Genomic DNA, 26,838 nt, shown 5'->3' with positions numbered 1-26,838 from the left:
CTCCTTACGCGGGCCGGCCGGGAGCGACGGACCCGGAGGGACCATCGGGCCTGACATCCATGGGCACCCACTCACCACTGCCCCACTCCTTTTCCGGTACGGACACACTGGGCATGTCCACCGGTTCGATCTGCCCGTGAATCTCCATCAACGCCCCGATGGCCTCATCGGAGACGGGGTTCGCAGGAGCGGAGAGAACGTCACCGGGCTGCTCGGCCGCCAGCCTCTTGGGATCGACCTCACCCCCGGCCTGAGCGGCGAATTGGTCTGAACCACTGCCACCCTCAGAACCGGAACCACCCGCCGTCATGGACGGCATCTCCTGCGGCCCGATCTCGTCATCGAAGCCGAGGAGGGCACCGAGAGCCTCGTCGGTGATGGGCTTCGCCGGAGCCGACAGCACGTCACCGGGCTGCTCGGCCGCCAACCGCTTGGGATCGACCTCACCCCCAGATTGCCCGCCCGCCCCTGACGCCGATTGGTCTGAACCACTGCCGGAGGGCCCCTGACCCGGACCACCCTCAGAACCGGAACCATCCGTGGTCATGGACGGCATGTCCTGTGGTGCGATCTGGTCATCGAAGCCCAGCAGGGCACCGAGAGCCTCATCGGTGATGGGGTTCGCGGGAGCGGAGAGAACGTCCCCGGGCTGCTCGGCGGCCAGCCGCTTGGGATCGATATCGGCGTGACCCGAGCCGGATTGGTCTGAACCACCGCCCGACGGCGCCTGACCCGGACCACCCTCAGAACCAGAACCGTCTGTCGCCATGGACGACATCTCCTGCGGCCCGATCTGATAGTCGATGTCGAGCAGGCTGGTCAGGGCCTGGTCGGAGATCTGGTTGGCCGGAGCCGACAACACGTCGCCGGGCTGTTCGGCGGCCAGCCTCCTGGGATCGATTTCAGCACCGGACTGACCAGCGGAACCCGGCTGGTCCGTGTAACCAGCCGTTGCGGTTTCGCCGGTGGACCAGGCCTGGTCGGCGGGGGGCGTCGCGCCTACGGCCCAAGGCTCGCCGGAGGTGCCCGCCTGGCCGTCGGCCGACATGTCGGCCGGGCCGTAGTCGACCATGATCGGACCGGTCGACGGGCCGCTTTGTCCGTTGGGCGAACCCGGGGACTGCCCGTTCTGGCCTGAGGTCGTGCCGTTCGCCGGTTGGTCGGTGCCGCGCTGCGGATCGCACTGGCGGTCGTCGCCGCCCGGCGAGTTGCCCGCATCGCCGTTGCCACCCGCTACTGGGCCGTTCGTGGCGCCCGAGTTGCCCGTCTGCTCGTTGGCGCCACCGGGTTGCGGGTTGCCGTCGGTCACCGTCGGCATGTTCTGGGGGGCGACCTGGTCGTCGCCGTTGAGCAGGGCGCCGAGGGCCTGGTCGGAGATCTGGTTGGCCGGGGCCGACAGCACATCGCCGGGCTGGGCGGCGGCCAACGCCTTCGGGTCGATGGCCTCGCCGCCCGCGAGCGGCACCTCCGCCTGGATCTGCGGGGCGACCTCCGGGCTCGATGCGGAGATCAGGACCGTGTCCTCGGGCAATGTGTTGGCCGGATTGCCCTGCAGATAGGGGTCTTCGGTCGCGTTGTCGGCCGGGGTGCCCACGTAGTCACCCATCGGATCACCGGGGGCGAGACCCGGTTGAGGCGCGGGCTGGGTGACCGGGTTGTCCTTCGCGTAGGGATCCTCGGTCACGTTGTCGGCCGCGGTGCCGACGTAGTCGCCCATCGGATCGCCAGGAGCCAGGCCCGGCTGAGGCGCGGGCTGGGTGACCGGGTTGTCCTTCAGGTAAGGGTCTTCGGTCACGTTGTCGGCCGCGGTCCCGACGTAATCGCCCATCGGATCGCCAGGAGCCAGGCCCGGCTGAGGCGCGGGCTGGGTGACCGGATTGTCCTTCAGGTAGGGATCCTCGGTCACATTGTCGGCCGCGGTCCCGACGTAGTCGCCCATCGGATCGCCAGGAGCCAGGCCCGGCTGGGGTGCGGGCGCGGCGGCGGGGTTGTTCTTGAGGTAGGGGTCTTCGGTCACGTTGTCGGCGGCGGTGCCGACATATGCGCCCATAGGGTCGCCCGGGTCGAGGCCGGGCTGGGGCGCGGGTTGTTTGGCCGTCGGCTCCAGCGGCTCGACGTAACCGGGCTTGCCATCGGGCTGGGGGCCGGTGGAGGGCTGCGTACCGCCGGATTGGCCCGGATTGTCGACGGGCCGAACGGTGTCGAGGTCCCCGTCGATCCGGCCGAGGGCGTCGCCGTCGGGCAGGTTGAGCGGGGTCGACACCACCTTGGTGCCGTCGACGTTGATCTCGACCCGGCCCCTGGTCTGGTCGATGTCGTCGGGGTGGTCCTTCTTCGGAGTGTCGACCGGCTCGTTCCCGGGAGCGGGCGCCTCCCCCTTCGGAGGCGGAGCAGTTTCGTCGTCACACTGCTTGGGCGGTTCGGTCTCCGTGTCGCTCTTCTTCGGAGGGTCGGTCTCCGTGTTGTTCTTCGGAGGCTCGGTCTCCGTGTTGTTCTTCGGAGGCTCGGTCTCCGTGTCGCTCTTCTTGGGCGGTTCCGTCTCCGTGTCGCTCTTCTTCGGAGGGTCGGTCTCCGTGTTGTTCTTGGGCGGTTCGGTTTCGGTGTCGCTCTTCTTCGGCGGGTCCGACTCCGTGTTGCTCTTCGGGAGCTCGGTTTCGGTGTCGCTCTTCTTGGGGGGCTCGGAGTCGCCGGTGGTGGGCTTCGGGGGGGCGGTGTCGCCCTCGGTCGGCTTCGGCTGTTCCTGGGTGCCCGTGGGCTCCGGAGCGGGCTTCGGGACGGGTTTGGTGGGGGTCTCGTCGCCGGTGGTCGTCGGAGTGGGGCGGGTGGCCGGGTCGCGTTCGCGCTTCTCCAGGAGGGCCAGGCGGGCGGTGACGTCCTTGTCCATCTCGGCGATGGCGTCGGCCACCGCCGACGGGCGGTAGGTCACCGCGGCGGGTACGCCGGCGTTGCGGACCGTGGTGGTGACCTTGGCCTCGATGGACTCCATCTCCTTGGCCGCGCGTCGCAGCTCGGCGAGGAGATCACGGACCAGCTTGGGGTCCATCCCGTCGATCTTGGGCATGCGCGAGCCTCCCGGGGTCGAAAACCTCACTCACGCTAGGTCTCGGCGCCTCGGGGTGTCCGGCGCGATAGCCAGACGGTATGGATCTACTCTTCGGTCGCCAGGTAACCCACGACGCCGCGGATCTTTTCGACCGGAAGGCCGCCTTTGCGCAGCACGCGCGGCACCGAGGTGGTCAGGTCGAGGATCGTCGACGGGGTGGTGTCGGCGCACGGGCCGCCGTCGAGGTAGACGGCCACCGACTGGCCGAGCTGCTCCTCGGCCTCGGCCGCCGTGGTGGCGGGCGGGTTGCCCGAGCGGTTGGCGCTGGAGACGGCCATCGGGCCGGTCTCCTTGAGCAAGTCGAGGGCGACCTGGTGGAGCGGCATGCGGATGGCGACGGTGCCCTTGGTCTCGCCGAGGTCCCACTGGAGCGAGCGGTTGACCTTGAAGATGAGGGTCAGCGGGCCGGGCCAGAAGGCGTCGATCAGGTCCTGGCCGTGGGTGCCGAGCGACTCGGTGAGCGCGCCCGCCGCGCGGACGGTGCCCACGAGGACCGGCACCGGCATGTCGGAGCCGCGGCCCTTCGCGGTCAGCAGCGCCGACACGGCCGACGGCGTGAAGGCGTCGGCGCCGATGCCGTAGACGGTGTCGGTCGGGAGGACGATCAGGTCGCCGGCTCTGATGACCGACGCGGCGTCGATGAGGCCCGACTCGCGCTCGCCGGGGTTGGAACAGAGGTATCGGCGGGTCATGTGATCTCCCTTGCTTATTCCAGGCCGAACTTGGCCGTCACGAAGCGGTCGCGGCCGGTCAGATCCTGGCGCAGGCGGGCGTCGCGCCAGCCGTTGCCCTCGGGGAACAACCAGTAGACCGCGTTGCCCTGTTCGTCGGCGTGCTCCACCGCGACCAGGCCGCCCGGCCGCAGAAGCCGGCGGGCGGTGGCTTCGACCGCCCGGACCTCCCCCAGGCCGTCGTCGCCGGATCCGAAAAGGGCCCGGCGGGGATCGTAGTCGCGTACCTCGGGGTCGCGGGGCACCGCCCCCGGCGGAATGTAGGGCGGGTTGCTGATGACGAGGTCGACCTGGCCTTCGAGCTCGGGCAGGCAGTCGGCCAGGTCTTCGGGGTGGAGGGAGGTGCGGCCCTGGCCGTGTTCGAGGATGTTGCGCTTGGCCCAGCGGTAGGCCGCCGGGTCGATCTCCACGGCGTGGACCTGCGCGAGCGCGACCTCCTGGGCAATCGACAGCGCGATCGCGCCGGAGCCGGTGCCGAGGTCGACCACGATCGGGGACGCGACGTCCATCTCGTTGAGGCGGTCGATGGCCCAGCCGACGACGACCTCGGTCTCGGGCCGGGGGATGAACACCCCGGGGCCGACTTCGAGGGACAGGTAGCGGAAGAAGGCGCGGCCGGTGATGTGCTGGAGCGGCTCGCGGGACTCCCTCCTGGAGACGCCCTCCCAGAAGAGGGCGTCGAACTCGGAGTCCTTCACCGTGTGGAGGGTGCCGCGGGTCACGCCGTGGACGAATGCCGCGATCTCCTCGGCGTCGGCGCGCGGTGACGGAACACCTGCCTCGGCGAGCCGGGCGGTGGCCAGCGCTATCTCGTCCAGGAGGAAGGTCATCGGCTCAGGTGGCTGCGGCGGCGAGCTTCTCTGCCAGTTCGGCGTCGAGCAGGGCCTGGATGACCGCGTCGAGGTCGCCGTCGAGGACCTGGTCGAGGTTGTAGGCCTTGAACCCGACCCGGTGGTCGGAGATCCGGTTCTCGGGATAGTTGTAGGTGCGGACCCGCTCGGACCGGTCCACCGTGCGGACCTGCGACTTGCGCTCGGCCATCGCGGCGGCGTTGGCCTCTTCTTCGGCGATGGCCTGCAGGCGGGCCCGGAGGATGCGCATCGCCGACTCCTTGTTCTGGAGCTGGCTCTTCTCGTTCTGGCACGACACCACGACGCCGGTCGGCACATGCGTGATGCGCACCGCCGAGTCGGTCGTGTTGACGCTCTGGCCGCCGGGGCCGCTGGAGCGGTAGACGTCGATGCGCAGGTCGTTGGGGTCGATCTGGACGTCGACCTCTTCGGCCTCGGGGTAGACGAGCACCCCGGCGGCCGAGGTGTGGATGCGGCCCTGCGACTCGGTCGCGGGCACCCGCTGCACGCGGTGGACGCCGCCCTCGAACTTCAGCCGCCCCCAGGCGCCGTCGCGGCCCTTGATGGCGACCGTGACGTCTTTGTATCCGCCCAGGTCGGAGTATTGGGCGTCGATGATCTCGGCCTTGTAGCCCGCGCGCTCGGAGAAGCGCAGATACATGCGCAGGAGGTCGCCGGCGAAGAGCATCGACTCCTGGCCGCCCTCGCCCGCCTTGATCTCCATGATGATGTCTTTGTCGTCGTTGGGGTCGCGGGGCACCAGCAGGTGGCGCAGCCGCTCCTCCAGCGCGGGGACGCGGGCCTCGAGCTCGGCCGCCTCCTCGGCGAACGACGGGTCTTCGCTGGCGAGTTCGCGGGCGGCCTTGATGTCGTCGCGCACCTGGCCGAGCTCACGGTAGGTGCCGACGATCGGCGTGAGCTGGGCGTAGCGCTTTCCGAACTGCCTGGCCTTCGCCTGGTCGGCGTGCACGGCCGGATCGGCGAGCTTGAGCTCGAGATCGGCGTATTCGCTGATGAGCTCGTCGAGGTTCACCGCGCGTCCCCTCCTGCAATTTGAATCGAGTAGGCCCTTTCACCACGAACGCCGACCCGGGCGCGCCCACCCCACAAAGGCGGACGGTTCCGAGCCGGCGTCTGGGAAGGAGCTACTTGCCCGCGGCCTTCTTGCCGAACCGGGCCTCGAAGCGCGCCACGCGGCCGCCCGTGTCGAGGATCTTCTGCTTGCCCGTGTAGAACGGGTGGCAGGCCGAGCAGACGTCGGCGTGAATCGTGCCGTTCTTGGCGGTGCTGCGCGTGGTGAACGTGTTGCCGCACGAACACGTCACGTTGGTGACGGAATACGTGGGGTGGATGTCGGCCTTCATACCTTTTCCTCTCCGGGGCGCGGTCGCCGGGTCGCTCTGAGCGGGAACCGGAACCGCAACGGTTCGGCTACCAGTGTGCCAGACCGCAGAACCTTCCCAGGCCATCGCGTATTCCCGGGGTCGAGTCTGAACGATGCCTGGGAAGTCCGTGAGAAGGTCACCGCGCATGTGGACTGGTCACAGGGGCACCACTAGGCTCTCCCTGCTCAAACCCGAGCTTTTCCCTCAAAATCACCTCAGATAGGGGCTTCGATGAGGAAAGGCCTGCGGCTGCTGATTGCAGGCGCCAGCGGGGTGGCATTATTCGCCAGCGGTGTGGCCATCACCGCTTCCCCCGCTTCAGCCGTGGCCGTGACCGTGACGAACGGTGTCGTCAACGACACCTTCATTCCACCGGTCGCGCAGGACACCATGTCGTTCTCGTTTGACCTGGCAAACGCCTACCACGAGAAGTTCAGCGACAACTCCTACTCTCCGCGGTACAAGATCTGGGCCCGGGTCACTTCGGACCACTCGCCCGGTGCCGGCGTGACGGTGAACTGGCGGGCCGCCAGCGTCACCCAGCTGGCGAAGACGACGACGGCTCCGGCCGCCACGTCGCGGATCAACGGCAGCTTCACCGTCCAGAACAACGACAAGCCGGGCGACCGGTGGAAGCTGCAGATCTCGGCGGAGCCCATCGCGGCGCCGTCCACGGCGACTCCGTCCCCGACGCCCACCGCGACGGCGGCTCCGGACACGTGGCAGGACGTGAAGACCTTCACGGTCACTCCCGCCACCCGCGTGACCAACGTCGGCATCGACCCGAACCCCGTCGTGCTCAAGGGCGCGACCGACGTCGGCTTCAGCGCGACGATCGAGAAGTTCGGCGGCGAGACGCTCAAGCAGGTCCGCGCGCTGCACCCGTCGAGCGGTGAGTACTACTCGCTGGGCACCTCGCTCGAGGGCGACGACAAGAGCTACTACAACTTCGTGACGATGGGCACCGACGCTCCCGCCGGTGACTGGCAGATCAAGTTCACGATCACGCGTGGCTCGAAGACCTACGGCTTCACCAAGGGCTTCAAGGTCAGCAAGACCGCCTCGGCCCCGACCGTCGCCAAGTCGAAGATCACGATGTCCATCTCGCCGACGAAGGTGAAGAAGGGCAAGTCGATCAAGGTCTACGGCGCGGTCTACCGCGGCGTGAAGTCGTGGGGCCCGTGGAAGAAGAAGATCCTCAAGCTGTACTTCAAGAAGAAGGGCACCAAGAGCTGGAAGTTCGTCGGCTACATCGGTGCCAACAACTCCGGGAAGTACACCAAGACGATCAAGCCCAAGTACGACGGCTGGTACCGCATGAGCGCGACCAAGACCTCGGCCACGAAGGCTTCCCTGTCGCCTTACAAGCTCGTCGACGTTCGCTAGTTCTGTAGGGCCTGCGCCATCAACCCCTGACGCTGGCCCTATAGGAGACGAATGGGTCCATGTGTACGCACATGGACCCATGTCACGTTATTCTCACTAGCTCCATTTCTCCCACTAAATGACTCATGTAAAGGGCCCTTCTGATGCGAAAGACCCTGCGGCTCATCGTCGCGGCCGCAACGGGGGCGGCGCTCTTCGCCACCGGCGCCGTCGTTGCGGCACCCGCCTACGCCGCGACAGTCGATGCGGCCGGCACTGGCTTCACCGACTTGTTCATCCCCCCGAGCGGCAGTGACAAGATCCCCTTCAAGGTGAAGGTCACCGCGCCTTACTCCGTCGGCTTCGACAAGCCCGCCCGTGTGCACATCCAGTTCTTGAAGACCGACGAGGCCGAGTCGGCTGCGCACGAGGGCACTGCGGCCGAGATCCCCACGATTGCCGCTTCTCCCGCGCCGTCCCCCGTCGCCTCTGTTGACGTCGCGGCCTCCATCCCGGTCTCGTCGTCGGACAAGCCGGGCAAGTGGAAGTACCGCATCGGCCTGACCCCCGGAGGCGGCACCGCCCCCGCGTGGGACAAGCCGTGGCAGGAGATCACCGTCGCCACGGCGACGCGGGTCAACTCCGCGAGTGTCGACCCCGACCCGGTCGTGCTGAAGAAGGGCGCGGACGTCGACGTCTACGCCAACTTCAAGCTGGAGAAGTACGGCGACGAGAAGGTCACCAACGTTCGCTACGAGGCGTCCGACGGCTCCTACTACACGATGCCCACCGGGCTCGAGGCCGACGACACCTTCCACGGCTCGGCGTCGTTCGACGACCAGGCCCCGGCGGGCAACTGGCAGCTGAAGGTCACCGTCACGCGCGGTTCCAAGACCTACGCGTTCGTCAAGGGCTTCGAGGTCAAGAGCCCCGGCGCCAAGGCCAAGGCCAAGTCGAAGATCACGATCGCCGTCTCGCCCGCGAAGGTGAAGAAGGGCAAGTCGGTCAAGGTCTACGGCAAGGTCTACCGCGGCACCAGCAAGTGGGGCGCGTGGTCGAAGAAGATCCTCAAGCTCTACTTCAAGAAGAAGGGCACCAAGACTTGGAAGTTCGTCGGCTACGTGGGCGCGAACTCGACGGGCAAGTACAGCAAGACCGTCAAGCCCAAGTACGACGGTTACTGGCGTCTCCAGGCGACCGCCACCAGCGCCACCAACTCGGCGCTGTCGCCCTACAAGCTGGTCGACGTTCGCTGACGTCCTCCCGCTGAGCAGAAGGGGTGTCCCGTCCATGACGGGGCGCCCCTTTTCGCGTCGCGCGGCCGGTTGGCGCCGGATACGGCGGGACACCGGCGGCGGCGGGCGGTGCCAGAGTAGGCGGAGCCGTAACGGAAGAAGAATCTTTTAATGCCTGTGGCCCAGGTAGGCGAGGACGGCCAGCACTCGCCGGTGGTCGTCGGGGGCCGGGTCGAGGGCGAGTTTGAGGAAGATGCTGGAGATGTGCTTCTCGACGGCGCCCTCCGAGACGATCAGGCGCGCGGCGATGGCGCTGTTGGAGCGGCCTTCGGCCATCAGGGCCATGACCTCGGTCTCTCTCGCGGTCAGGCGCTCGTGGGAGAGCCTGCGGCGGCCCAGCAGTTGGACGACCACGTCGGGGTCGATCACCGCGCCTCCGGCGGCGACCCGGCGCACCGCGTCGAGGAACTCGGCGACCTCGGCCACCCGCTCCTTGAGCAGATAGCCGACCGCCTGCGCGCCGGCGCCGAGCAGGTCGGTGGCGTAGCGCTCCTCGACGTACTGCGACAGGACCAGGATCGGGAAGCCCGACCGCGCCGCGCGGATCTGCAACGCCGCGCGCAGCCCCTCGTCGGTGTGGGAGGGCGGCATGCGCACGTCGACGACGGCGAGATCCGGGTCGTGGACGCGGACCGCCTCCACCAGCGAAGGACCGTCGCCCACGGCGGCGACGGTCTCGATGCCCCCGTCGGCCAGCAGCCGCGACAGTCCCTCGCGGAGCAGCACTGAGTCTTCGGCGATCACGACACGCATGCCCGTCACCATACGCAGGGCAGCTCCGCCCTGATGACCGTCGGCCCGCCGGGCGGGCTGTCGACGACGAGGGTCCCGTCGATCGTGGCGGCCCGGTCGGCCAGGCCGTCGAGCCCGCCACCCGGGCGGATGGCCGCTCCCCCGGCGCCGTTGTCGCCGATCTCGACGACGACACGGTCTCCGGCCCGGCCGACCCGCACGTGGGCCTCGGTGGCCCCCGAGTGCTTGGCCATGTTGGTGAGCGCCTCGGCCACGACGAAATAGGCGATGCTCTCGACCGCCGCCGGCGGCCGGTCGGCGATCTCGACGACCACCTCGACCCTGACGGGCGCCCGCGCGGCCAGGGACGACAGGGCGGCGTCGAGGCCCCGGTCGGTGAGGATGGCCGGGTAGATGCCCCTGGCCAGGTCTCTGAGCTCGCCGATCGCCGCCTTCGCCCCCGCCGCCGCGCTCTCGACCAGGATCCTGGCCTGTACGGGGTCGTCGTCTAACTTGGCCTGTGCCCGGCCCAGGTCGAGGGCGACCGACAGAAGGCGCTGCTGGGCGCCGTCGTGAAGGTCGCGTTCGATGCGGCGGCGCTCGGCCTCGGCGGCGTTGACACCCCGGGCCCGGCTGGCCCTCAGATCCTCGTTGCGGGCCAGCAGGAGTCGGCGGTCGTCGGTGCCCAGGAGCGCCCTGGCCACCCACGCGTGGGCGAGTGCGGCGCCTCTGAGGGCGTAGAGGGACGCGAAGAGGGCGACCACGCCGAACAGCATGACCACGACCGCCTCGGGGACGGTCGAGACCTCGATCCACCAGAAGGTCAGCTCACGGTCGTTGAGGACCATCGGGAGCGGGAGCCCCAGCAGCTCCAGGCCCAGCGACCAGAGACCGAAGACGACGACGAACTCCAGCAGGCCCAGCGGGCACAGCAGCAGGAGGTAGCCGAGGTCCTTCCAGGTCGCCAGGTCGGCGAACAGCCAGCGCAGATGGGCGTAGAGGCCGCCGTCGGGGCGCGGTTTGTAGGGGTCGGGGATGCCGACGCCGAGCGTCCATCGCAGGAGACGGCGCTCCACGACGGCGACACCCCGCCAGACCAGGATCAGCACCGCCAGCATCGGCAACCCGACCCAGATCAGGACGAACACCAGCGAGAGCGGCAGGGCGAACCCGAGGCCGACGAAACAGGCCGTCCCGACGACGGGCGCCACGATGAAGTAGGGCACCGCCTTCCACGTCACCGGATCGACGGCGACCCCCAACGGGCCCCACGGCCCGAAGGGCACCCGATCGCGCAACCGTCCCTGACTCGCCACCATGCCTTGAGGATGCCAAAGCCCAGGCCATCGCCGGTATGGAGCGACCGGGGTGGGGATAACCCCCCGATTTGCCCGGCTATGTCACCCAGCCTGCGGGTTTTCCACAGACGCCGACGCCCACGACGAAAACGTCGGTCGCGCGGGCAATGATGATCTCGCCCCAGGGAGGGTGGGCCGCCCGATCCGGAAACGTCGATCGGGCGACAGCCTCCGGGGAGGAGAGCGCTCCGACCCGGAAACGTCGGTCGCGCGGCCGACAACCTCCGGGAGGGTGGGCGTTCCGACCCGGAAACGTCGGTCGCGCGGGCGACACCCTTCGGGGAGGGTGGCGGTCCGATCCGGAAACGTCGGTCGCGTGGGCGACAGCCTCCGGGCCGCTCGGCTCGATTCTCCGGCCGCATCGGCTCTCGTAGCCCTGGGTCGATTCGCGAATCCCCGTCCTCCGCTGGTCTTGGTTGTCTGTTTGCGCCAGATCTGTTCCGTCGTTGCGGTGGGGTGCGGGAGCGGGCGGTTGGCGCCGGATGCGGTGGGATGCGGAGACGGCGGGCGGGGCCGGGGTGGGCGAGAGCCGTAACGGAGGAAAAGAAAAGACCCCGGGGCGGGCCCGGGGTCTTTTCGCCAAGCGGTTCTGAAGCGGTGTGAGCTCCAGATGTTGTTCTAGTCGCGGTCGTTGCTGACGGTGGTCTTCTGGACCTGCATCAGGAACTCGGCGTTGCTCTTGGTCTCCTTCATCTTCTCCAGGAGGAGCTCCAGCGCCTGCTGCATGTCGAGTGCGTGGAGCACGCGGCGCAGCTTCCAGACGACCTGGAGCTCTTCCTTACCGAGGAGGATCTCCTCCTTACGGGTGCCGGACGCGTCGACGTCGACGGCGGGGAAGATGCGCTTGTCGGCGAGGGAGCGGTTGAGCTTGAGCTCCATGTTGCCGGTGCCCTTGAACTCTTCGAAGATGACCTCGTCCATCTTCGAGCCGGTCTCGACCAGGGCCGTCGCCAGGATCGTCAGCGAGCCGCCGTTCTCGATGTTGCGGGCGGCGCCGAAGAAGCGCTTGGGCGGGTAGAGCGCCGTGGAGTCGACACCACCCGACAGGATGCGGCCCGACGCGGGGGCGGCCAGGTTGTAGGCGCGGCCCAGGCGGGTGATCGAGTCGAGCAGGACGACCACGTCGTGACCGAGCTCGACGAGGCGCTTGGCGCGCTCGATGGCCAGCTCGGCGACGGTGGTGTGGTCTTCGGCCGGACGGTCGAAGGTCGAGTGGATGACCTCGCCCTTGACCGACCGCTGCATGTCGGTGACCTCTTCCGGACGCTCGTCGACCAGGACGACCATCAGGTGGCACTCGGGGTTGTTGCGGGTGATCGCGTTGGCGATGGCCTGGAGGACCATCGTCTTGCCGGCCTTCGGCGGCGACACGATCAGGCCACGCTGGCCCTTGCCGATGGGGCTGACCATGTCGATGATGCGCGTGGTCATGATGTTGTGCTCGGTCTCGAGCCGCAGGCGCTCCTGCGGGTAGAGAGGCGTGAGCTTGTTGAAGTCGGGGCGCTGGCGGGCCTGGTCGGGCTCCATGCCGTTGACCGTGTCGAGACGGACCAGCGCGTTGAACTTCTCGCGGCGCTCGCCGTCGCGCGGCTGGCGCACGGCGCCGGTGATGACGTCGCCCTTGCGCAGGCCGTTGCGGCGGATCTGGGCCAGCGAGACGTAGACGTCGTTGCTGCCCGGCAGGTAGCCGCTGGTGCGGACGAACGCGTAGTTGTCGAGGATGTCGAGGATGCCGGCGATCGGGATCAGGACGTCGTCGTCGCTGACCACGGGCTCGTTGGCGTCGCCGAAACGGTCACGGCCGCGGCGGTTGCGCTCGCGGAAGCGGCCGCGACGACCGCGCGGGTCGTCGTCCTGCGGGCCGCCCTGGCCGGGGCCGCCCTGGTTCTGGTCCTGGCGGTCCTGGCGGTTGTCCTGACGGTTGTCCTGGCGACCGTCCTGACGGTTGTCGGGACGGGTGTCCTGACGGTTGTCGGGGCGGCTGTTCTGCCGGTCGTCGTTGCGGCCCCCACGGTCGCCACGATCGTTCCGGTCGCCACGGTCCTGACGATCGGCGCCGCGGTCCTGGCGGTCGCCGCGGTCGGGACGCTCACGGCGCTCGCCGCGCTCCCCACGGCCACGACGCTCGCGGCGGTCGCCACGCTGGTCACGGGTGTCGCTCGGGGCCTCGGACTGCTCCACGACGGTCGGGGTCGTCTGCACCGTAGGCTCGAGGGATGCCGGCGGGGCGGACTCGACACGTTCGACGGCGGCGGGAGCCTCGGCCGGGGCCGGGGCCTCGGCGGGCGCCGCTGCGGCGCGGGCGGAGGAACGTTCCCGACGGGCTCTGGTGGGCCGCTCGACCGGGGCGGCTTCCGCCTTGGCCTCGCTCTTGGGCTCGGGCTTGCTCTCCGCGGCGGGCTGCGCCGTCGCCCCCTGCTTCTCCTGGATGGCCGCGATGAGCTGGCTCTTCCGCATCCGGCCGGTGCCGCTGATGCCGAGACCGGAGGCCATCGCCTGCAGTTCGGGGAGCACCATGGCCGACAGGCCGGTGCCGGAGCGGCGGCGGCGCGCGGTCGTGGGGGCATCGCCGACGGGTGCGTCGGCGAGGAGTTCGGTGGTGTCGCTCAACTAAGGGTCCTTCCCAGGGGTCGGGCGCCGGACTGTCTGATTCCGCCGTCCCGGTTATGCGACCCGGCGGGACAGACCGGGTCGGGCTTCGTGGATCTCGTGCGGTCGAGCCGAGTGCCGAGAATCACGAGCGGTAGGCGCCCAGGGGTGTTCCCCCGGGATGCCACGACCGACCAGATGTCGAGGTGGCTCGAACGCGCATGTCCCCGAACACGCCGCCCCCTGCCGCGTCGGCGGATGGAGGAGGTGGATTCAGGGAAATCGCCACGGCGGCTTCGGCTGTGCGAAGAGCCACGATGTGCGAATGACAAGCACGCACCCAACACGGGGGCACCTGGTGCGGCTATCAGCCTAACATCACCGGCGCACACAGCTATTCCCTGAAGGTCGAAGAGGCATCAGCGTGTCTCGGGAAACTGAACGGTCGCACCGGAAGGGTCGACGTTCAGTGGCTGGATTTGCCAGTCGATACCCACTTCGGGCTCGATCAAATCCTGCGTTTCCGGTGAAGAAAACGCAAGAACCGTGGGGCCCGCTCCCGAAACGACCGCGGGCACCCCCTTGGACCGCAGACGTTCTACCAGATCGGCGGTCTGCGGCATGGCGGACGCGCGGTATCTCTGGTGAAGCCGATCTTCCGTTGCCGCCAGCAACACGGTGTTGTCGGGCTTTCCGGTCAGCGCGGCGACGAGCAGCGCGGCCCGGCCGGCATTCGTCGCGGCGTCGGAATGCGGGACTTTCTCCGGAAGCAGCCCCCGTGCCTCTTCCGTCGACAACCGGAACGGCGGGATCAGCACCACGGGCCGGATGTCGGCGTGGGGCAGCAGCCGGCACACCCCGGAGTCCCAGGAGATGGTCAGGCCGCCGCGCAGGCAGGGCGCGACGTTGTCGGGGTGGCCCTCGATGGCGGTGGCCAGCGCGAGGGCCTTGTCGTCGTCGAAGACCGCGTCGGACAGGGCCCTGGCGGCCAGGATGCCCGCGACGATCGCGGCCGACGACGATCCCAGGCCGCGCGCGTGGGGGATCCGGTTGACGCAGGTCAGCCGGATCCCTTCGGGCTGCGCGACGCCCATCTCCTCGAAGGTGCGGCGCATCGTCCGCACGATCAGGTGGCCCTCGCCGGTGTCGACCTCACCCGCTCCCGCTCCCCCGACCTCGACCGCCGTCTCGAAGGCGCCGACGGAGGCCGTCACCTCGTCGTGGAGGTCGAGGGCCAGGCCGAGCGTGTCGAATCCGGGGCCGAGGTTGGCGCTGGTCGCCGGTGTGCGCACCAGAACGGTCAAAGAGTGCTCCCGCAGGTCAGGCGAGTTCGAGTGCGGCCGCCGCCGCGTAGGCGTCGATCGGGATGGTCACGGGGGCCGGACCCCCGAGATGTGCCGTCACGACAGGGGGGGTCTTTGAGGCCCCCGCCTTCACGCCAGCTCCAGCGCGGCCGCTGCCGCATAAGCGTCGATCGGGATGGTCACCGGGGCCGGGGCGCCGGAGATCGCCCAATCGGGGTCTTTCAGGCCGTTGCCGGTGACGGTGCAGACGACCGTCTGGCCGGGCTTGAGCAGGCCCTGCTCGTGGGCCTGGAGCAGGCCGGCGACGCTGGCGGCCGAGGCCAGTTCGACGAACACGCCCTCGCCCTGGGCCAGCAGCTTGTAGGCGGCGGCGATCTGGCGGTCGGTGACCGCCTGGATCACGCCGCCGGACTCGTCGCGGGCCGCCTCGGCGAGCTTCCACGACGCGGGGTTGCCGATGCGGATCGCGGTGGCGATGGTGTGGGGGTGGGTGACCGGCGCGCCGTTGACGATCGGGGCCGAACCGCTGGCCTGGAAGCCGAACATCTTCGGCTGCGTGGCGGCGTATTCCTGGTAGCCCATCCAGTAGGCCGAGATGTTGCCCGCGTTGCCCACCGGGATGCAGTGGACGTCGGGGGCGCCGCCGAGGGCGTCGACGATCTCGAACGCGGCCGTCTTCTGGCCCTGGAGACGGTGCGGGTTGACCGAGTTGACCAGCGCGATCGGGTAGTTCTCGGCCAGCTTCTTGGTCATCTCGAGGCAGTCGTCGAAGGACCCCTCGACCTGGAGCAGCTTCGCGCCGTGGACGAGCGCCTGGGCCAGCTTGCCCATCGCGATCTTCCCGCGCGGTACCAGCACGGCGCAGGTCAGCCCGGCGCGGACGGCATAGGCCGCCGCCGAGGCCGACGTGTTGCCGGTCGAGGCGCAGATGACGGCTTGGGCGCCCTCTTCCACGGCCTTGCTGATGGCCACGGTCATGCCGCGGTCTTTGAAGCTGCCCGTCGGATTGAGGCCCTCGACCTTGAGGAACACGTCGCAGTCGACCAGCGCGGAGACCTTCGGCGCCGGAACGAGCGGGGTGCCACCTTCAAGAAGGGTGACAACGGGCGTCGTCGCGCTCACGGGAAGCCGGTCGCGGTATTCCTCGATGAGGCCACGCCAAACCCTGGACATGCGGTTCCTCCATGTCACCTGCGGTATCGGGCACAGAGTCTACGGGCAAACGTTCGAGATCCGGGATCCGGCGTCCGCCCTGTGGGACGGTGAGCGAGACGTCCGATTTGTACGGGCTCTATACCCTCCCAGGAAACTGCCAGAGTGGTTGGCTATTGTCGATCACCGTTCCGCTCAGACCGGCGATCCTGTGAAGGAGAAGGCCATCGTGACGGGCACCGACGCCCGGCCCCGGATCCGCCACAACGACTATTCGCCGCTGTCGCCGCCGGAGGCCGGTCACTGGACTCCGCGGCTCCCGGTCAGCGTGGTCATTCCCGCCCATGGCGGTCAGCGGTTCCTCGACCTCACCTTGGCCGCGCTGTCGGCGCAGACCTATCCGGCCCATCTGACCGAGGTCGTCGTGGTGGACGACGGGAGCCTGCCGCCACTGCGCCTTCCGGCCGTCAAACCGGAGAACACCAGGATCATCCGGTCGGGACCGGGCGGCTGGGGGCCCGCGTTCGCGCTGAACGCGGGGCTGGCCGTCTGCGACGGCACGGTCGTGCAGCGGCTCGACGCCGACATGGTGATCTACCGCGACCATCTGGAGCGGCTGCTGCGCTGGCACCATCTGACCGACTATCTGGTCACGATCGGCGCCAAGGTCTTCGTCGAGCCGCCCGAGCTGACGCCCGCGCAGGTCAGGGACGCCGTCGCGGACGACCGTGTAGGCGATCTGGTCGACCTGTCGGCGGCGACGCCGAGCAGCACGGAGCGCACGATCCTGCGGCTCGACGGCATGAAGAAGAGCCGCAACCCCTACCACGTCGTCACCGGCCCCACCCTGTCCCTGCACCGGGTGCTGTGGGACGCGGTCGGCGGGCTCGACGCCGAGGTGCACCGGGGCGAGGACACCGAGTTCGCCTACCGGCTGGCCCAGGGCGGGGCGGTGTTCGTGCCCGATCTGTCGGCGCGGGCCGTCCATCTGGGGGTGCCGGCGCAGAAGCGGAACCGCACGGCCACCGTGCGGGCCGTCGAGCCCTACCACGCGCAGCGCATCCCGCTCCGCCGTGACCTGCGCAAACAGCGCGGCCGTACGTGGCACACGCCCTATGTCGAGGTCGTGTTCGACGTGGCGAAGGCGACTGAGCGCGAGACGCGGGACGCCGTCGAGTCGGCGCTGACCGGGTCGATCGGCGACGTGCGGGTGCTGCTGACCGCTCCCTGGTCGTCGATCAGAACGGGGCGCGGCGAGGCCATGGCGGGCCAGGAGTTCGAGCTGCGGCTGATCCAGGAGAGCATGCGCGGCGACCCCCGCGTGCACCTGGCCGACCAGGCGCCGGTGACGGCGTTCCCGGTCCCGTTCCGCTATCGGGGGTCGGTGCACGCGCCGCTCGCCGCCGAGACGCTCGAGCGCATGACACGCACGATGACAGACGGGCGACTGGGCGTGCTGGTGACCGAATCACCTGCGGGGACCGAGGCCGTCATGGAACGCACCGAGGCGGTTTCTCGGGCGGTGTTACTGGCCCGTCCAGGCGAAACTGCGCATGACGTCATCAGCCAGACACACGGGATCCGGCGCACCCCTCCGGGGATCTTCTGGTCCGCCCCGGATTCCGGCTCCGACGTGCCGCAAGAACGACGAAGAGGGCTAGGGTTGTTCCGCCGCCTAACGTCATGACATGTCAATTTGGCAGCAAAATCTCAGCATTCCCCCTAACAAATCATGAGAGATCTTCTAATAGAATCCCGCTTCATTCCTTGTTGACACGGAGGCTGACAAAGATGCCCACGCTCCGCCGACTGGCGATGCTCGGCGCGGCCGCCGGAACGGTCGTTCTGGCCGCTCTCGCCGCCCTCGTCCTGATGGGCGTGCTCCCGGTCGTCGACGCTCTGCTGCTGGTGCTGCTGGGCGGGTGCCTGGCCGGGCTCGGGCTGCTGGTGTTCAGCGTGCGGCGGCTCGACGGCAAGACGCAGCGGATCGACACCCGCGTGAAGAAGCTCGAGACCAACCTCGCGCGCGTCACCGCCACCCTGGGCACCGTGTCCGAGGAGCTGGCCGGGGCGTCCAAGCTGCTGGCCGAGGGCGCGGCCCGCCGCGACGACGATCTGCGCGCCGTGCTCGCCGCCCTCGGCGAAGACCGTGTCAACGCGATGTTCCTGCGCAACGAGGTCGAGGCGGAGATCAAGGAGATCCGCCGCATCACCGGTCAGCAGCCCCGGGTGAAAACGGATGTGGGCGAACGTTGACGGCACGGATCAGGCACAACGACTGGAGTTCCCTGCGCCCGGCACCGCTGGGCGCCTGGACTCCGCGCCTGTCCGTCAGCGTCGTCATCCCGGCCTACCAGTGTCAGGACGCGCTTGACCGCACCCTCGCCGCGCTGGCCGCCCAGAGTTATCCGGGCGATCTGACCGAAGTGGTGGTGGCCGACGACGGCAGCAGGCCCTCGCTCGTGCTGCCGCCGCTGGCGCCGCACCGCACCCGGATCGTGCGGGTGCCCGAGGGGTCGTGGGGGCGCGGCGCCGCCCGGCAGGCCGGGGCCTCCGCCGCCTCGGGCGACGTGATCCACTGGCTCGACGCCGACATGCTGCTCGACCGCGAGCACATCGAGGCCCACATGCGCTGGCACCACCTGGCCGGATACGTCGTGGTCCACGGCACCATCAGGTTCGTCTCGGCGAAGGAACCGACGCCCGACCACGTCTACGCCGAAACCGCCGCAGGCCGGTCGGACAACCTGTTCCCGGCAGAGAACGTCCACCCTCATGTGTGGCTGGAGAAGACGCTCGCCGAGACGCGGCACCTGCGCGACGCGCGGTCGAACCCGTCGCGGCTGCACTCTGGCGCGACCACCTCGGTCCGGGCGACGCTGCTGGCGCGGGCGGGCGGGGTCGACGTGACCATGAACATGGGTGAGGACACCGAGCTCGGCTATCGCCTGGCCCAGGCCGGGGCCGTGTTCATCCCCGACGCCGAGGCGCTGAGCTGGCACATCGGCAGGTCGACCGTGATGGTGCGCGAGAAGGAGGTGCACCGGCACAACTGGACCCTGTTCGCCGACCGCATCCCCGACCTGCGCTGGCTGCGCGTCCATCCACGGCGGGTCTACGCGATCCCGTACGTCGAGGTCGTCACCACCGCCACCACCTACGAGGAGACGCGGGGAACCGTCGACAGCGCGCTGGCCGGGACGATCCACGACCTCACCGTCACCATCGACGGCCCCTGGCACGAACTGACCACCGGCCGCCGCGCCTCGCTCGACGAACCGCGGCTCGACCTGCGGCTGCTCGGCAACCTCTACGCCGGGGAGCCCCGCGTCAACCGCGCGGTGAAGGCCCCCTACCGGCTGACGATCCCCGCGGGCTGGTCGCTCGGCGCCGACAGCATCGCCAAGCTGGTCAAACTGGCCGAGACCAACGGCTACGGGCTGGTCTGCGCCGCCCTCGCCGAGAGCCACGACGGCGTGGTGACGGCCCGCCTGGAACGGACGGCGGCCTTCAACCGGGCCCGCCTGTTCCCCGGTGAGGACCCCGACGACGTGGTCGACGAGCTGTTCGGCGCCCACTGGGTCGACGGCGCCGAGTTCGGCATCGTGCCGCTGGCCGACGCAGAACCGATCAAGGGCGACGCCCAGACCTGGCGCGCGGCGGCCGAGAAGCACAAGGCGGAGGCGCGCAAGTACAAGGCCGAGGCCGAGCGCTGGAAGGCCGAGGCCGAGAAGCTCGCCGCCCAGCCCCAGGCCAAGCGGCGCTGGAGGGTCCGATGATCACGTACACGATGGGCGTCGAAGGGGGCGTCGACCTCGACGGCGAGCTCGACCTGGACCCCGAGGCCGAGGTTCCCGAGGTCACGATCCTCGCGAAGACCCCCACCGACCTGCGCCGGGCGATGACCCTCCAGTCGATGCTGCCCAAGGCGACGAAGGTGTCGGTCGTGGTCGCCGAGGCGCCCTACTGGTTCACCGCGCCCAACCCCTCGCTCACCCCGGCGCACCGGTGGCGGGCGCTGACCGAGGTCCGCACGTACAAGAAGGGCGCCGGCTGGCAGGTCGACGTCACGTTCAACGCCCCGACTCCGTCGGGGCGGGTGGTCACGGCCGTGGCCCGCGCGTTCGCCGGGAACCGGCTGGAGGCCATCGCCTCGCCGGTGCCGGTGCTGGCCGGTCCGGGCGCGGCCCACTGGCGTCCCGGCGACCCCAACGCGGCCATCGCCGACCCGAAGGGCCCGATGCCGATCCGCATCGGGGCGCCCGCGGGCGACCTGGTCGTCCGGACCGACGCGTCGGCCCCCTGGGCCGGTGACGCCGTGACGGTCGACCGCTCCGGGTCGCCGAGCTGGGAGGAGATCGGGCGTCCGGGCGGCGAGAGGCTGCTGGCGGCCGGGCTGACCGATCCCGCGCTGGTGCCGCCGGTCGACGACCGGTCGGTCAACCCGATGGGGTTCGTCAGCGTGCCGACCAAGGGCGTCGGCGAGCTCACGCTCGTCGACGACGTGTGGGTGATCAGGCTCGGCACCGACACCCTGACCCGCATCGCCGGGTCGGGCGCGGTGACGGTCATGGACGTCGACCGCGTGCGCAAACTGCGCGGGGTCGTGATCGACTGGCGGCGCGGGCACACCGGCCCGCTGACCGCCGTCAGGGTCGTGGCCGGGCTGGCCGCCGCCGGGGTTCCGCTGGTCTGTGACCAGGTTCCTCCGTGGGCGGGCGCCCTCGGACCCGGGCTCACCAAGCTCCTCCAGGCTCCGGCGAGCGTTCTCGACGACGACCTGACGCGCGAGGAGCACAGCATCCGGCTGCGGCGGCGCGCCCTGCGCGACCACGGGGTCAGGGAGCGCTGGGCCCGGCTGGGCGCGGTCGGCTCGTATCTGCCGACGACCTCGATCCTGCTGGCCACCCGGCGGCCCGACCAGGTCGCCTTCGCGCTGGAGCAGGCCGGACGCCAGCGTGAGGCCGACCTCGAAGTGGTGCTGGCGCTGCACGGCGTGCCCCGCGAGCACCCCGGGGTCGCGGCGGCGATCGAGAAGTTCGACCGGCCGCTGACCGTCTACCAGGCGCCCCACGCGCAGGCCTTCGGCTCGGTGCTGAACGCCGCCGCCGAACGCGCCTCCGGGTCGTTCCTGCTCAAGATGGACGACGACGACTGGTACGGCCCCGACTTCCTGGCCGACCTGCTGCTCGCCCACTCCTACACCGGCGCCGACGTGCTGGGCACCTCGCCCGAGTTCGTCTACCTGGCGGCGATCGACGTGACCGTCCACCACCAGCAGATCACCGAGCAGGTCACCAACTTCATCGCGGGCGGCACGATCCTGGCCACCCGTTCGGCCTTCGACGCCGTCGGAGGGTTCCGCCCGCTGCCACGGTCGGTGGACACTCAGTTCCAGCACGCCGTCCAGGCCGCCGGCGGCACCATCTACCGGGGCCACGGCCTCGGCTACATCCTCAGACGGGGCAAGGCGGCCGAGCACACCTGGCGGGAGCCGATCGGCACCTTCCTCAAACGCAACAAGCGGCAGTGGCGCGGATTCCGGCCCAACGCCCTGATGGAGCTCCCGGGAGGCAGGTCATGACGGCTCGCGTACCCCGCAACGACTACGGCGTGCTGGTGCCACCGTGTCCCGACTACGTACCGGGCAAGACCGTGTCCGTGGTCATCCCGGCCCGCGACTGCCAGCGCAAACTCGACCTGACCCTGGCCGCGCTGGCCGAGCAGGACTACCCGGCCCACCTGACCGAGGTGATCGTCGTCAACGACGGCGGCCCGCTCGACCTGCCGTCGTGGGTGCGCGAGGTGCCCAACGAGGGGTGGGGCATCGCCTGGGCGATCCGCACCGGCTTCGGGCACGCCACCGGCGAGGTCGTACTGCGGCTCGACGCCGACGTGGTCCCGACGCGCGGCCACGTCGGCGCCCACATGCGCTGGCACCACGCGGCCGACTACCTGGTAGTGCTGGGCTCGCTCAAGTTCACCGCCTCGGCGTCGGTGCTGCCGTCGCCGGAGGATCTCGCCGAGGCCGTCCGCGCCGGGCGGGAGAGCGAGCTGCTCGACGAGTGCGAGGGGCACACCTGGTGGGACAAGCTCCTCGACGAGTACGACGGCCTCACCACCGCGCCCAGCCCGATCATGCACCGCATGCACGTCGGCGCCAGCGTCTCGCAGCACCATGACCTGTGGAACCAGGCCGGGGGCATCGACACCTCGCTGGTTCTGGCCGAGGACACCGACCTCGGCTACCGGCTCACCCAGGCGGGCGCCGTGTTCGTCCCCGAACTGGAGGCGCCGGCCTGGCATCTGGGCCGGTCGACTTTAATGCGACGGCAGACCGAGGTGAAGAGGTACAACGCCCCGTTCGTGGCCGACCGCATCCCCTACCGGCGCTTTCTTCGCACCGAGGGCGGCCGCCAGTGGCTGGTGCCCTATGTCGACGTGGTCATCGACACCCGGGGCGCCTCCTTCGAGGACGTACACGGCGGCGCCGACGCGGCGCTGGTCAGCACGCTCCCCGACGTGCGGGTCACCCTGCTCGGCGACTGGCCGACACTGAGTGACGGCCGCCGCTCGCCGTTCGACGACCCCCGGCTCGACGAACGGCTGATCAAGGGCGCCTACGAGCACGACGGCCGGGTCAGGCTGGTCGAAGACGGCGGCCCGACGTCGGCTCCGGCCCCGTTCCGGCTGGTCTGCCCGCCGGGCTGGACGGTCGCCGCCGAGACCGTGGCCCATCTGATCGAGAAGGCCGACAAGACCGACCTCGGCCTGCTGCACATCGCGCTGACCGAGACCCACGAGGGCATCGTCACCGCCCGGCTCGAACGGACCTGCGCCATCGCCCGCGCCCTGCGGGTCGTCAAGGACGGCGAGGAGTTCGACGACGTCGTCCACGAGCTCTACGGCTCCGAATGGCTCGACGGCGAGGAACTGGGCTTCGCCCGGGTCGACTCCTCGGTGAAGCCGCCCATCGTGAGCCGCAACACCGAGGCGGCCCACTGGCGGGCCCTGGCCATCGACCGCAAGATCGCCGCCGGACGCCTGGAGAAGCAGGTCCACGCGCTGGAGCGGCAGGTGGGCGTACTGGAGAAGAAGGCCGCCAAGGGCACCGCCGACTCGGCGCGCTGGCGGGCGAAGGCGGAGAGCTGGCGGGTGCAGACGGTGAAGCTGCAGCGTCAGGGTGAGCGCACGGTGTTCAAGCGGGCGCTGCGCAAGGCCCGGCGACTGCTCGGCTGACGTGGTCTCTCTCTTCTCACCCGGCCGTTCGCGCGGCCGGGCGATCAGCCGGTCGGCCGTCGCGGTCACCCTCGTCACCGTCGCCGCCGCGATCGCGTACACGGTCGTCGGGCTCCTGGAACTGCGGAACCTGCGGGCGGGCGTCCTCGATCTGACCCTGTTCGACCAGGCGGTCAGGAGCTACTCCCACTTCGATCTGCCCCGGTCGATCGCCAAGGCCCACTACGACGGTTTCACCGACCCCTGGTTCTCGCTGCTCGGCGACCACTGGTCACCGATCCTCGTGGTGCTCGCGCCGCTCTACTGGATCAACGACGGGCCGGTGTCGCTGCTCGTCGCCCAGGGGATCCTGTTCGCGCTGGCGGTGCCGCCGCTGTGGCTGTTCACCCGGCGCCGGCTCGGCGCCGTCGCCGCCCATCTCGTCTCCGTCGCGTACGTCGTGTGCTGGCCGGTCGCCCAGGCCGTCGAGTTCGACTTCCACGAGGTCGCGTTCGCGCCGATGCTGACCGCATGGATGGTCGAGCGGTACGACGCCGGAAGGATCCGCACCGCCCTGCTCATGGGCGGCCTGCTGCTGCTGACCAAAGAGGACATGGGCCTGGTCGTCGCCGGATTCGGCCTCTACCTCCTGGCCCGCGGCAGGTTCGCGGCCGGCGCCGCCCTCGTCGGCGGCGGCGTGGCGGCGGTGCTGGTGGCGACCAAGGTGCTCATCCCGTGGTTCGGCGGGCGGAGCGACTTCTACTGGCGCTATCCGGAGCTCGGCGACGGGCCCGCCGCCGCGGCCCTGCACGTCGTCACGCATCCGCTCCAGACGTTCGCCCTGCTCGGAACCCCGTCGGACAAGCTCGTGACGATCGGGTCACTCCTCCTGGTGGTGCTGGGGGCGTGCCTGCTGTCGCCGCTGGCGCTGCTCTCCCTGCCGTTGCTGGCCGAACGCATGCTGGCGACGTATCCGCACTGGTGGGGGGTGCCCTACCACTACAACGCCTTCCTGGCGATCCCGCTGTTCCTGGCCGCCGTCGACGGCGTCGCCCGGTTCGGGCCGCGGATCAGGCTGGGGTGGGCCGCATCGGTGCTGGTCGTCGGCGTGGTGACGGTGCCGTTCTTCGCGTACGGGGAGGTGGTCCGCGCCGAGATGAATCCGCCGGCGTGGCTGCCCGCCGCGAAACGGGCCGTGGCGAGCGTGCCTCCGGGTGAGACCGTGTCGGCCGTGCAGTCGGTCGGCGCGAACCTGACCGGGCGCAATCCGGTTCTGCTGTGGAGCCCCGAGCCGCACGACGCGCCCTGGGTGATCGGCCACACCCGGTGGCAGACCACCCCGTTCACCAGCCTGGAGGAGCAGAAGGCCGAGGTCGAGCGGCTGAAGGCGCGCGGTTACGCGACGGTCTTCGAGGAGGACGGTTTCTTCGTCCTGCACCGGCCTTAGAGGCGCTGCCACTCCGACTCGTCGGGCACCGGCCGGTTCGGGCCGCCGACGTGCTCACCGAGCGGCCGGACGACGGTGCCGAACTTCTTGCGCTGGCCGAGCCAGCCGAGGAACTCGTCGAGGAGCTTCTCGGTGGTGGAGTAGGTCCCGCAGGGCCGGGCGCAGACCTTGTGGATCACCACCGGCAGCAGGCCGCCGGAACGTTCCGCCATGGTGACCTGACGCTTCAGTTCGGCCAGCCGAGTGTTGTCGTTGATCGAGCCGTAGGTACGGATCGCGTAGAGCTGCGGCGGGCGCATCGGCTCGACCACGGCGCACCAGTCACAGGGGTCGAACGCCAGGCCGCCGACGCCGCGGGCGGCGTTGTAGCCGCAGAACCGGGCCGCGTTGCGGGAGTCGGCGTTGAGGGCGCCGAAGGGGTAGGCGAAGGTCGTGACGCGGATCTTCAGCTTTAACAGGGCCTGCCGGTCGGCGCAGATGTCGGCCCGCTGGTCGATGGCCGTCAGGTCGGTCAGCCGCACGTGGTGGAGGGTGTGGCCGCCGATCTCCTGACCCACGCGGGCGAGCTCGCGGACCTGCTTGGAGGTCAGCTTCCCCGGCTGGTCGAGGTCGCCGCTGTTGATGTAGAACGTTCCGCGCATGCGGTGCTTGCGCACGATCTGGGCGGCCCGCCAGTGGGTGGCGTCGGCGTCGTCGAAGCCCAGCGCGATCACCGTCTGTATCTTCTTCTTGGGCTTGGCCTGGGCCGGCGTCGCCAGCACCATCGGCAGGAGCGCTCCAATGAGAACGCCCATCGTGCCTAACCGGACCAAGGCCCGCATGATCTACTCCTGTTGAGATGAGTGGCAAAGCGCTGTCAGAATACCGACCCCTGACCGGCAAACCGGGATCTTAAACCCAATCGGTACCGTCCTCACAGGCCGGTCCTAGGTTCCGGGCCGGACCATCGCGATCCAGTACGGCTGCCCACCCACCGTGTTGAGCACGTGGCGCTCCCACTTCTCCGTGCCCGGCAGCGGCGTCTTGCGGGTGAGCGCGGCCACGACGCCCGGCACGCCGCCGACGGCCTGGTCGACCGTCTCCCCCGGTTTCACGATGACCACCTCACAGCGCGTGACGAACTGGTGGGCCGGGTTGACCGAGGTGCCGACCAGCGTGCACGGCTTGCGGACCCCGAAGTCGGCCATGTCGCGCAGCAGGGCGTCCTGATCGGTGCGGACGGTGTAGTCGACCGACTTCACCCCGTCGAGCGCCACGAACTGCACGGCCACGTGCGCCGCGATCACGCCCGCCGCCACCCACTTCCAGCGGGAGGTCAGCGCGTCGACGACGACCGAGCCCGCCGGGATCAGCAGCAGCGCGTAGGCGGGCAGCAGGAACCGGGGCGCGGCGTAGTCGACCAGGAACAGGTAGGGCGCCGCCATGGCCAGGCCGGTCAGCGCGGGCAGCGGATGCCTGCGCGCCCCGACCAGCGCCAGCACCGGCAGGACGATCCACCAGATCAGCAAGTGGGGATTGTCCAGCGGGATGTCACAGGGACGGCAGAACGCCGGGCCGGAGGCGGCCTTGAACTCGTGCCAGAACCCCGGGGCCGGAGCGATGCCGCCCTGGACCTCCCCCGCCTCCTGCCACCGCTGCGCCAGCCCCCCGAACGACCGGTACGCCTCGACGACCCACGGCACCGCCCCCGCCAGCGCGGAGACCAGGATGACCGCGGCCGCCGTCCACTTGCGCCAGAGCAGCGCCGCCGGACCGGCCACGACCCCCAGCCAGAGCACGTCGCTCGGCCGCAGCAGCGTCACCCCGGCGAACCCGGCGGCCAGGCCCGCGTAGGCCCAGGCGCCGCCGCGCTCCTTCACGATCAGCAGGCAGCCGACCGCGAGCAGGGCGCCGAACGCGGTGTAGAGGTTCGGCATGACCTGGGGGCCGTACCAGACGGTGACCCACAGGGTGGCGAACAGGCCGGAGGCGGTGGCGAGCACGCCCCGCGACAAGATGCGCGTCCACGGCAGCCAGGCCAGGAAGAACCCGGCCGTGGCGACCGCCATCATCCACCAGCGCAGCAGCGCCGGATCCATGGTGAGCTGGGCCATCGGCGCGACCAGCCAGGTGACGCCCCGGGCGCGCGGAGCGCTGAAGAGGGCATCGGGCACACCGGGGGCGACCTGGCTCGTGTAGACCGCCTCGTCCCATTCGAGGGGCATACCGTGCGGCACCAGCAGGATCTGCAGGATCAGGTAGCCGAGGGTGACCAGACCCAGCACGGCGACGGGACGGCGGGGAAGCATGTCCTTACTTTGGCGTACCG

At 69.9% G+C, this 26,838-nt stretch carries 20 protein-coding genes; 8 read left to right on the top strand and 12 right to left on the bottom strand.

The window, feature by feature from the left end; translation table 11 throughout:
* Positions 1-4: 4 nt before the first annotated feature.
* The 5 genes from ACYQ78_RS19140 to rpmE all read right to left on the bottom strand — a co-directional run bounded on the left by ACYQ78_RS19140 (position 5) and on the right by rpmE (position 6,049).
* Positions 5-3,061, bottom strand: a complete 3,057-nt coding sequence (locus ACYQ78_RS19140) for a hypothetical protein (RefSeq protein WP_459802213.1) — start codon at positions 3,059-3,061, stop codon at positions 5-7.
* An 86-nt stretch (positions 3,062-3,147) separates the two neighbouring features.
* Positions 3,148-3,795 carry an L-threonylcarbamoyladenylate synthase gene (locus ACYQ78_RS19135; protein ID WP_459802212.1) on the bottom strand — a complete coding sequence of 216 codons (648 nt, stop codon included), beginning with the start codon at positions 3,793-3,795 and terminating at the stop codon, positions 3,148-3,150.
* Between the two features lie 14 nt (positions 3,796-3,809).
* Positions 3,810-4,664: a peptide chain release factor N(5)-glutamine methyltransferase gene (gene prmC / locus ACYQ78_RS19130; RefSeq protein WP_459802211.1), complete on the bottom strand. Its 855-nt coding sequence runs from the start codon at positions 4,662-4,664 to the stop codon at positions 3,810-3,812.
* 4 nt (positions 4,665-4,668) lie between these two features.
* Positions 4,669-5,718: a peptide chain release factor 1 gene (prfA, locus tag ACYQ78_RS19125; protein ID WP_459802210.1), complete on the bottom strand. Its 1,050-nt coding sequence runs from the start codon at positions 5,716-5,718 to the stop codon at positions 4,669-4,671.
* A gap of 112 nt (positions 5,719-5,830) precedes the next feature.
* Entirely contained in the window at positions 5,831-6,049 is a 219-nt protein-coding gene (rpmE, locus tag ACYQ78_RS19120; RefSeq protein WP_459802209.1) for a 50S ribosomal protein L31, read from the bottom strand.
* 252 nt (positions 6,050-6,301) lie between these two features.
* On the opposite strand from rpmE, the gene ACYQ78_RS19115 reads away from it, so the two are divergent.
* Entirely contained in the window at positions 6,302-7,456 is a 1,155-nt protein-coding gene (locus ACYQ78_RS19115; RefSeq protein WP_459802208.1) for a hypothetical protein, read from the top strand.
* A gap of 143 nt (positions 7,457-7,599) precedes the next feature.
* Complete coding sequence (locus tag ACYQ78_RS19110) at positions 7,600-8,691, top strand: hypothetical protein (protein WP_459802207.1); 1,092 nt, start codon at positions 7,600-7,602, stop codon at positions 8,689-8,691.
* Positions 8,692-8,838: 147 nt separating this feature from the next.
* On the opposite strand, the gene ACYQ78_RS19105 is transcribed toward ACYQ78_RS19110, so the two are convergent.
* The 5 genes from ACYQ78_RS19105 to thrC form a co-directional block, all read right to left on the bottom strand.
* Positions 8,839-9,483: a response regulator transcription factor gene (locus ACYQ78_RS19105; RefSeq protein ID WP_459802206.1), complete on the bottom strand. Its 645-nt coding sequence runs from the start codon at positions 9,481-9,483 to the stop codon at positions 8,839-8,841.
* Positions 9,484-9,488: 5 nt separating this feature from the next.
* Positions 9,489-10,781, bottom strand: coding sequence for a sensor histidine kinase (locus tag ACYQ78_RS19100; RefSeq protein ID WP_459802205.1), 1,293 nt, complete (start codon positions 10,779-10,781; stop codon positions 9,489-9,491).
* A 657-nt stretch (positions 10,782-11,438) separates the two neighbouring features.
* A complete protein-coding gene (gene rho, locus ACYQ78_RS19095) occupies positions 11,439-13,430 on the bottom strand; it encodes a transcription termination factor Rho (protein ID WP_459802204.1) in 1,992 nt (663 codons plus the stop codon).
* Positions 13,431-13,828: 398 nt separating this feature from the next.
* Positions 13,829-14,713, bottom strand: a complete 885-nt coding sequence (gene thrB / locus ACYQ78_RS19090) for a homoserine kinase (protein ID WP_459802203.1) — start codon at positions 14,711-14,713, stop codon at positions 13,829-13,831.
* A gap of 129 nt (positions 14,714-14,842) precedes the next feature.
* Positions 14,843-15,886 (bottom strand): threonine synthase, encoded by a 1,044-nt coding sequence (gene thrC, locus ACYQ78_RS19085; protein ID WP_459802202.1) that lies wholly within the window; start codon positions 15,884-15,886, stop codon positions 14,843-14,845.
* Between the two features lie 208 nt (positions 15,887-16,094).
* Between thrC and ACYQ78_RS19080 the strand changes: the two genes are divergently transcribed.
* The 6 genes from ACYQ78_RS19080 to ACYQ78_RS19055 all read left to right on the top strand — a co-directional run bounded on the left by ACYQ78_RS19080 (position 16,095) and on the right by ACYQ78_RS19055 (position 24,530).
* A complete protein-coding gene (locus tag ACYQ78_RS19080; RefSeq protein ID WP_459802201.1) occupies positions 16,095-17,552 on the top strand; it encodes a glycosyltransferase family 2 protein in 1,458 nt (485 codons plus the stop codon).
* A gap of 104 nt (positions 17,553-17,656) precedes the next feature.
* Positions 17,657-18,121, top strand: a complete 465-nt coding sequence (locus tag ACYQ78_RS19075; protein WP_459802200.1) for a hypothetical protein — start codon at positions 17,657-17,659, stop codon at positions 18,119-18,121.
* On the top strand, positions 18,118-19,644 hold the full coding sequence (locus ACYQ78_RS19070) for a glycosyltransferase family 2 protein (protein WP_459802199.1): 1,527 nt from the start codon (positions 18,118-18,120) through the stop codon (positions 19,642-19,644). Before ACYQ78_RS19075 ends, ACYQ78_RS19070 begins: the two co-directional genes overlap by 4 nt.
* A complete protein-coding gene (locus tag ACYQ78_RS19065; protein ID WP_459802198.1) occupies positions 19,641-21,449 on the top strand; it encodes a glycosyltransferase family 2 protein in 1,809 nt (602 codons plus the stop codon). Before ACYQ78_RS19070 ends, ACYQ78_RS19065 begins: the two co-directional genes overlap by 4 nt.
* A complete protein-coding gene (locus ACYQ78_RS19060) occupies positions 21,446-23,104 on the top strand; it encodes a glycosyltransferase family 2 protein (RefSeq protein WP_459802197.1) in 1,659 nt (552 codons plus the stop codon). Before ACYQ78_RS19065 ends, ACYQ78_RS19060 begins: the two co-directional genes overlap by 4 nt.
* A 1-nt stretch (position 23,105) precedes the next feature.
* Positions 23,106-24,530 (top strand): DUF2079 domain-containing protein, encoded by a 1,425-nt coding sequence (locus tag ACYQ78_RS19055; protein ID WP_459802196.1) that lies wholly within the window; start codon positions 23,106-23,108, stop codon positions 24,528-24,530.
* Here the strand turns inward: ACYQ78_RS19055 and ACYQ78_RS19050 are convergent.
* Both ACYQ78_RS19050 and ACYQ78_RS19045 read right to left on the bottom strand, forming a co-directional pair.
* On the bottom strand, positions 24,527-25,351 hold the full coding sequence (locus ACYQ78_RS19050) for a polysaccharide deacetylase family protein (RefSeq protein ID WP_459802195.1): 825 nt from the start codon (positions 25,349-25,351) through the stop codon (positions 24,527-24,529). The genes ACYQ78_RS19055 and ACYQ78_RS19050 overlap by 4 nt on opposite strands.
* Positions 25,352-25,456: 105 nt before the next feature.
* On the bottom strand, positions 25,457-26,818 hold the full coding sequence (locus tag ACYQ78_RS19045) for a hypothetical protein (RefSeq protein ID WP_459802194.1): 1,362 nt from the start codon (positions 26,816-26,818) through the stop codon (positions 25,457-25,459).
* Between the last annotated feature and the right edge of the window lie 20 nt (positions 26,819-26,838).

Source organism: Herbidospora sp. RD11066, assembly GCF_054661255.1.
This window is presented reverse-complemented; position numbering and strand designations above follow the sequence as displayed.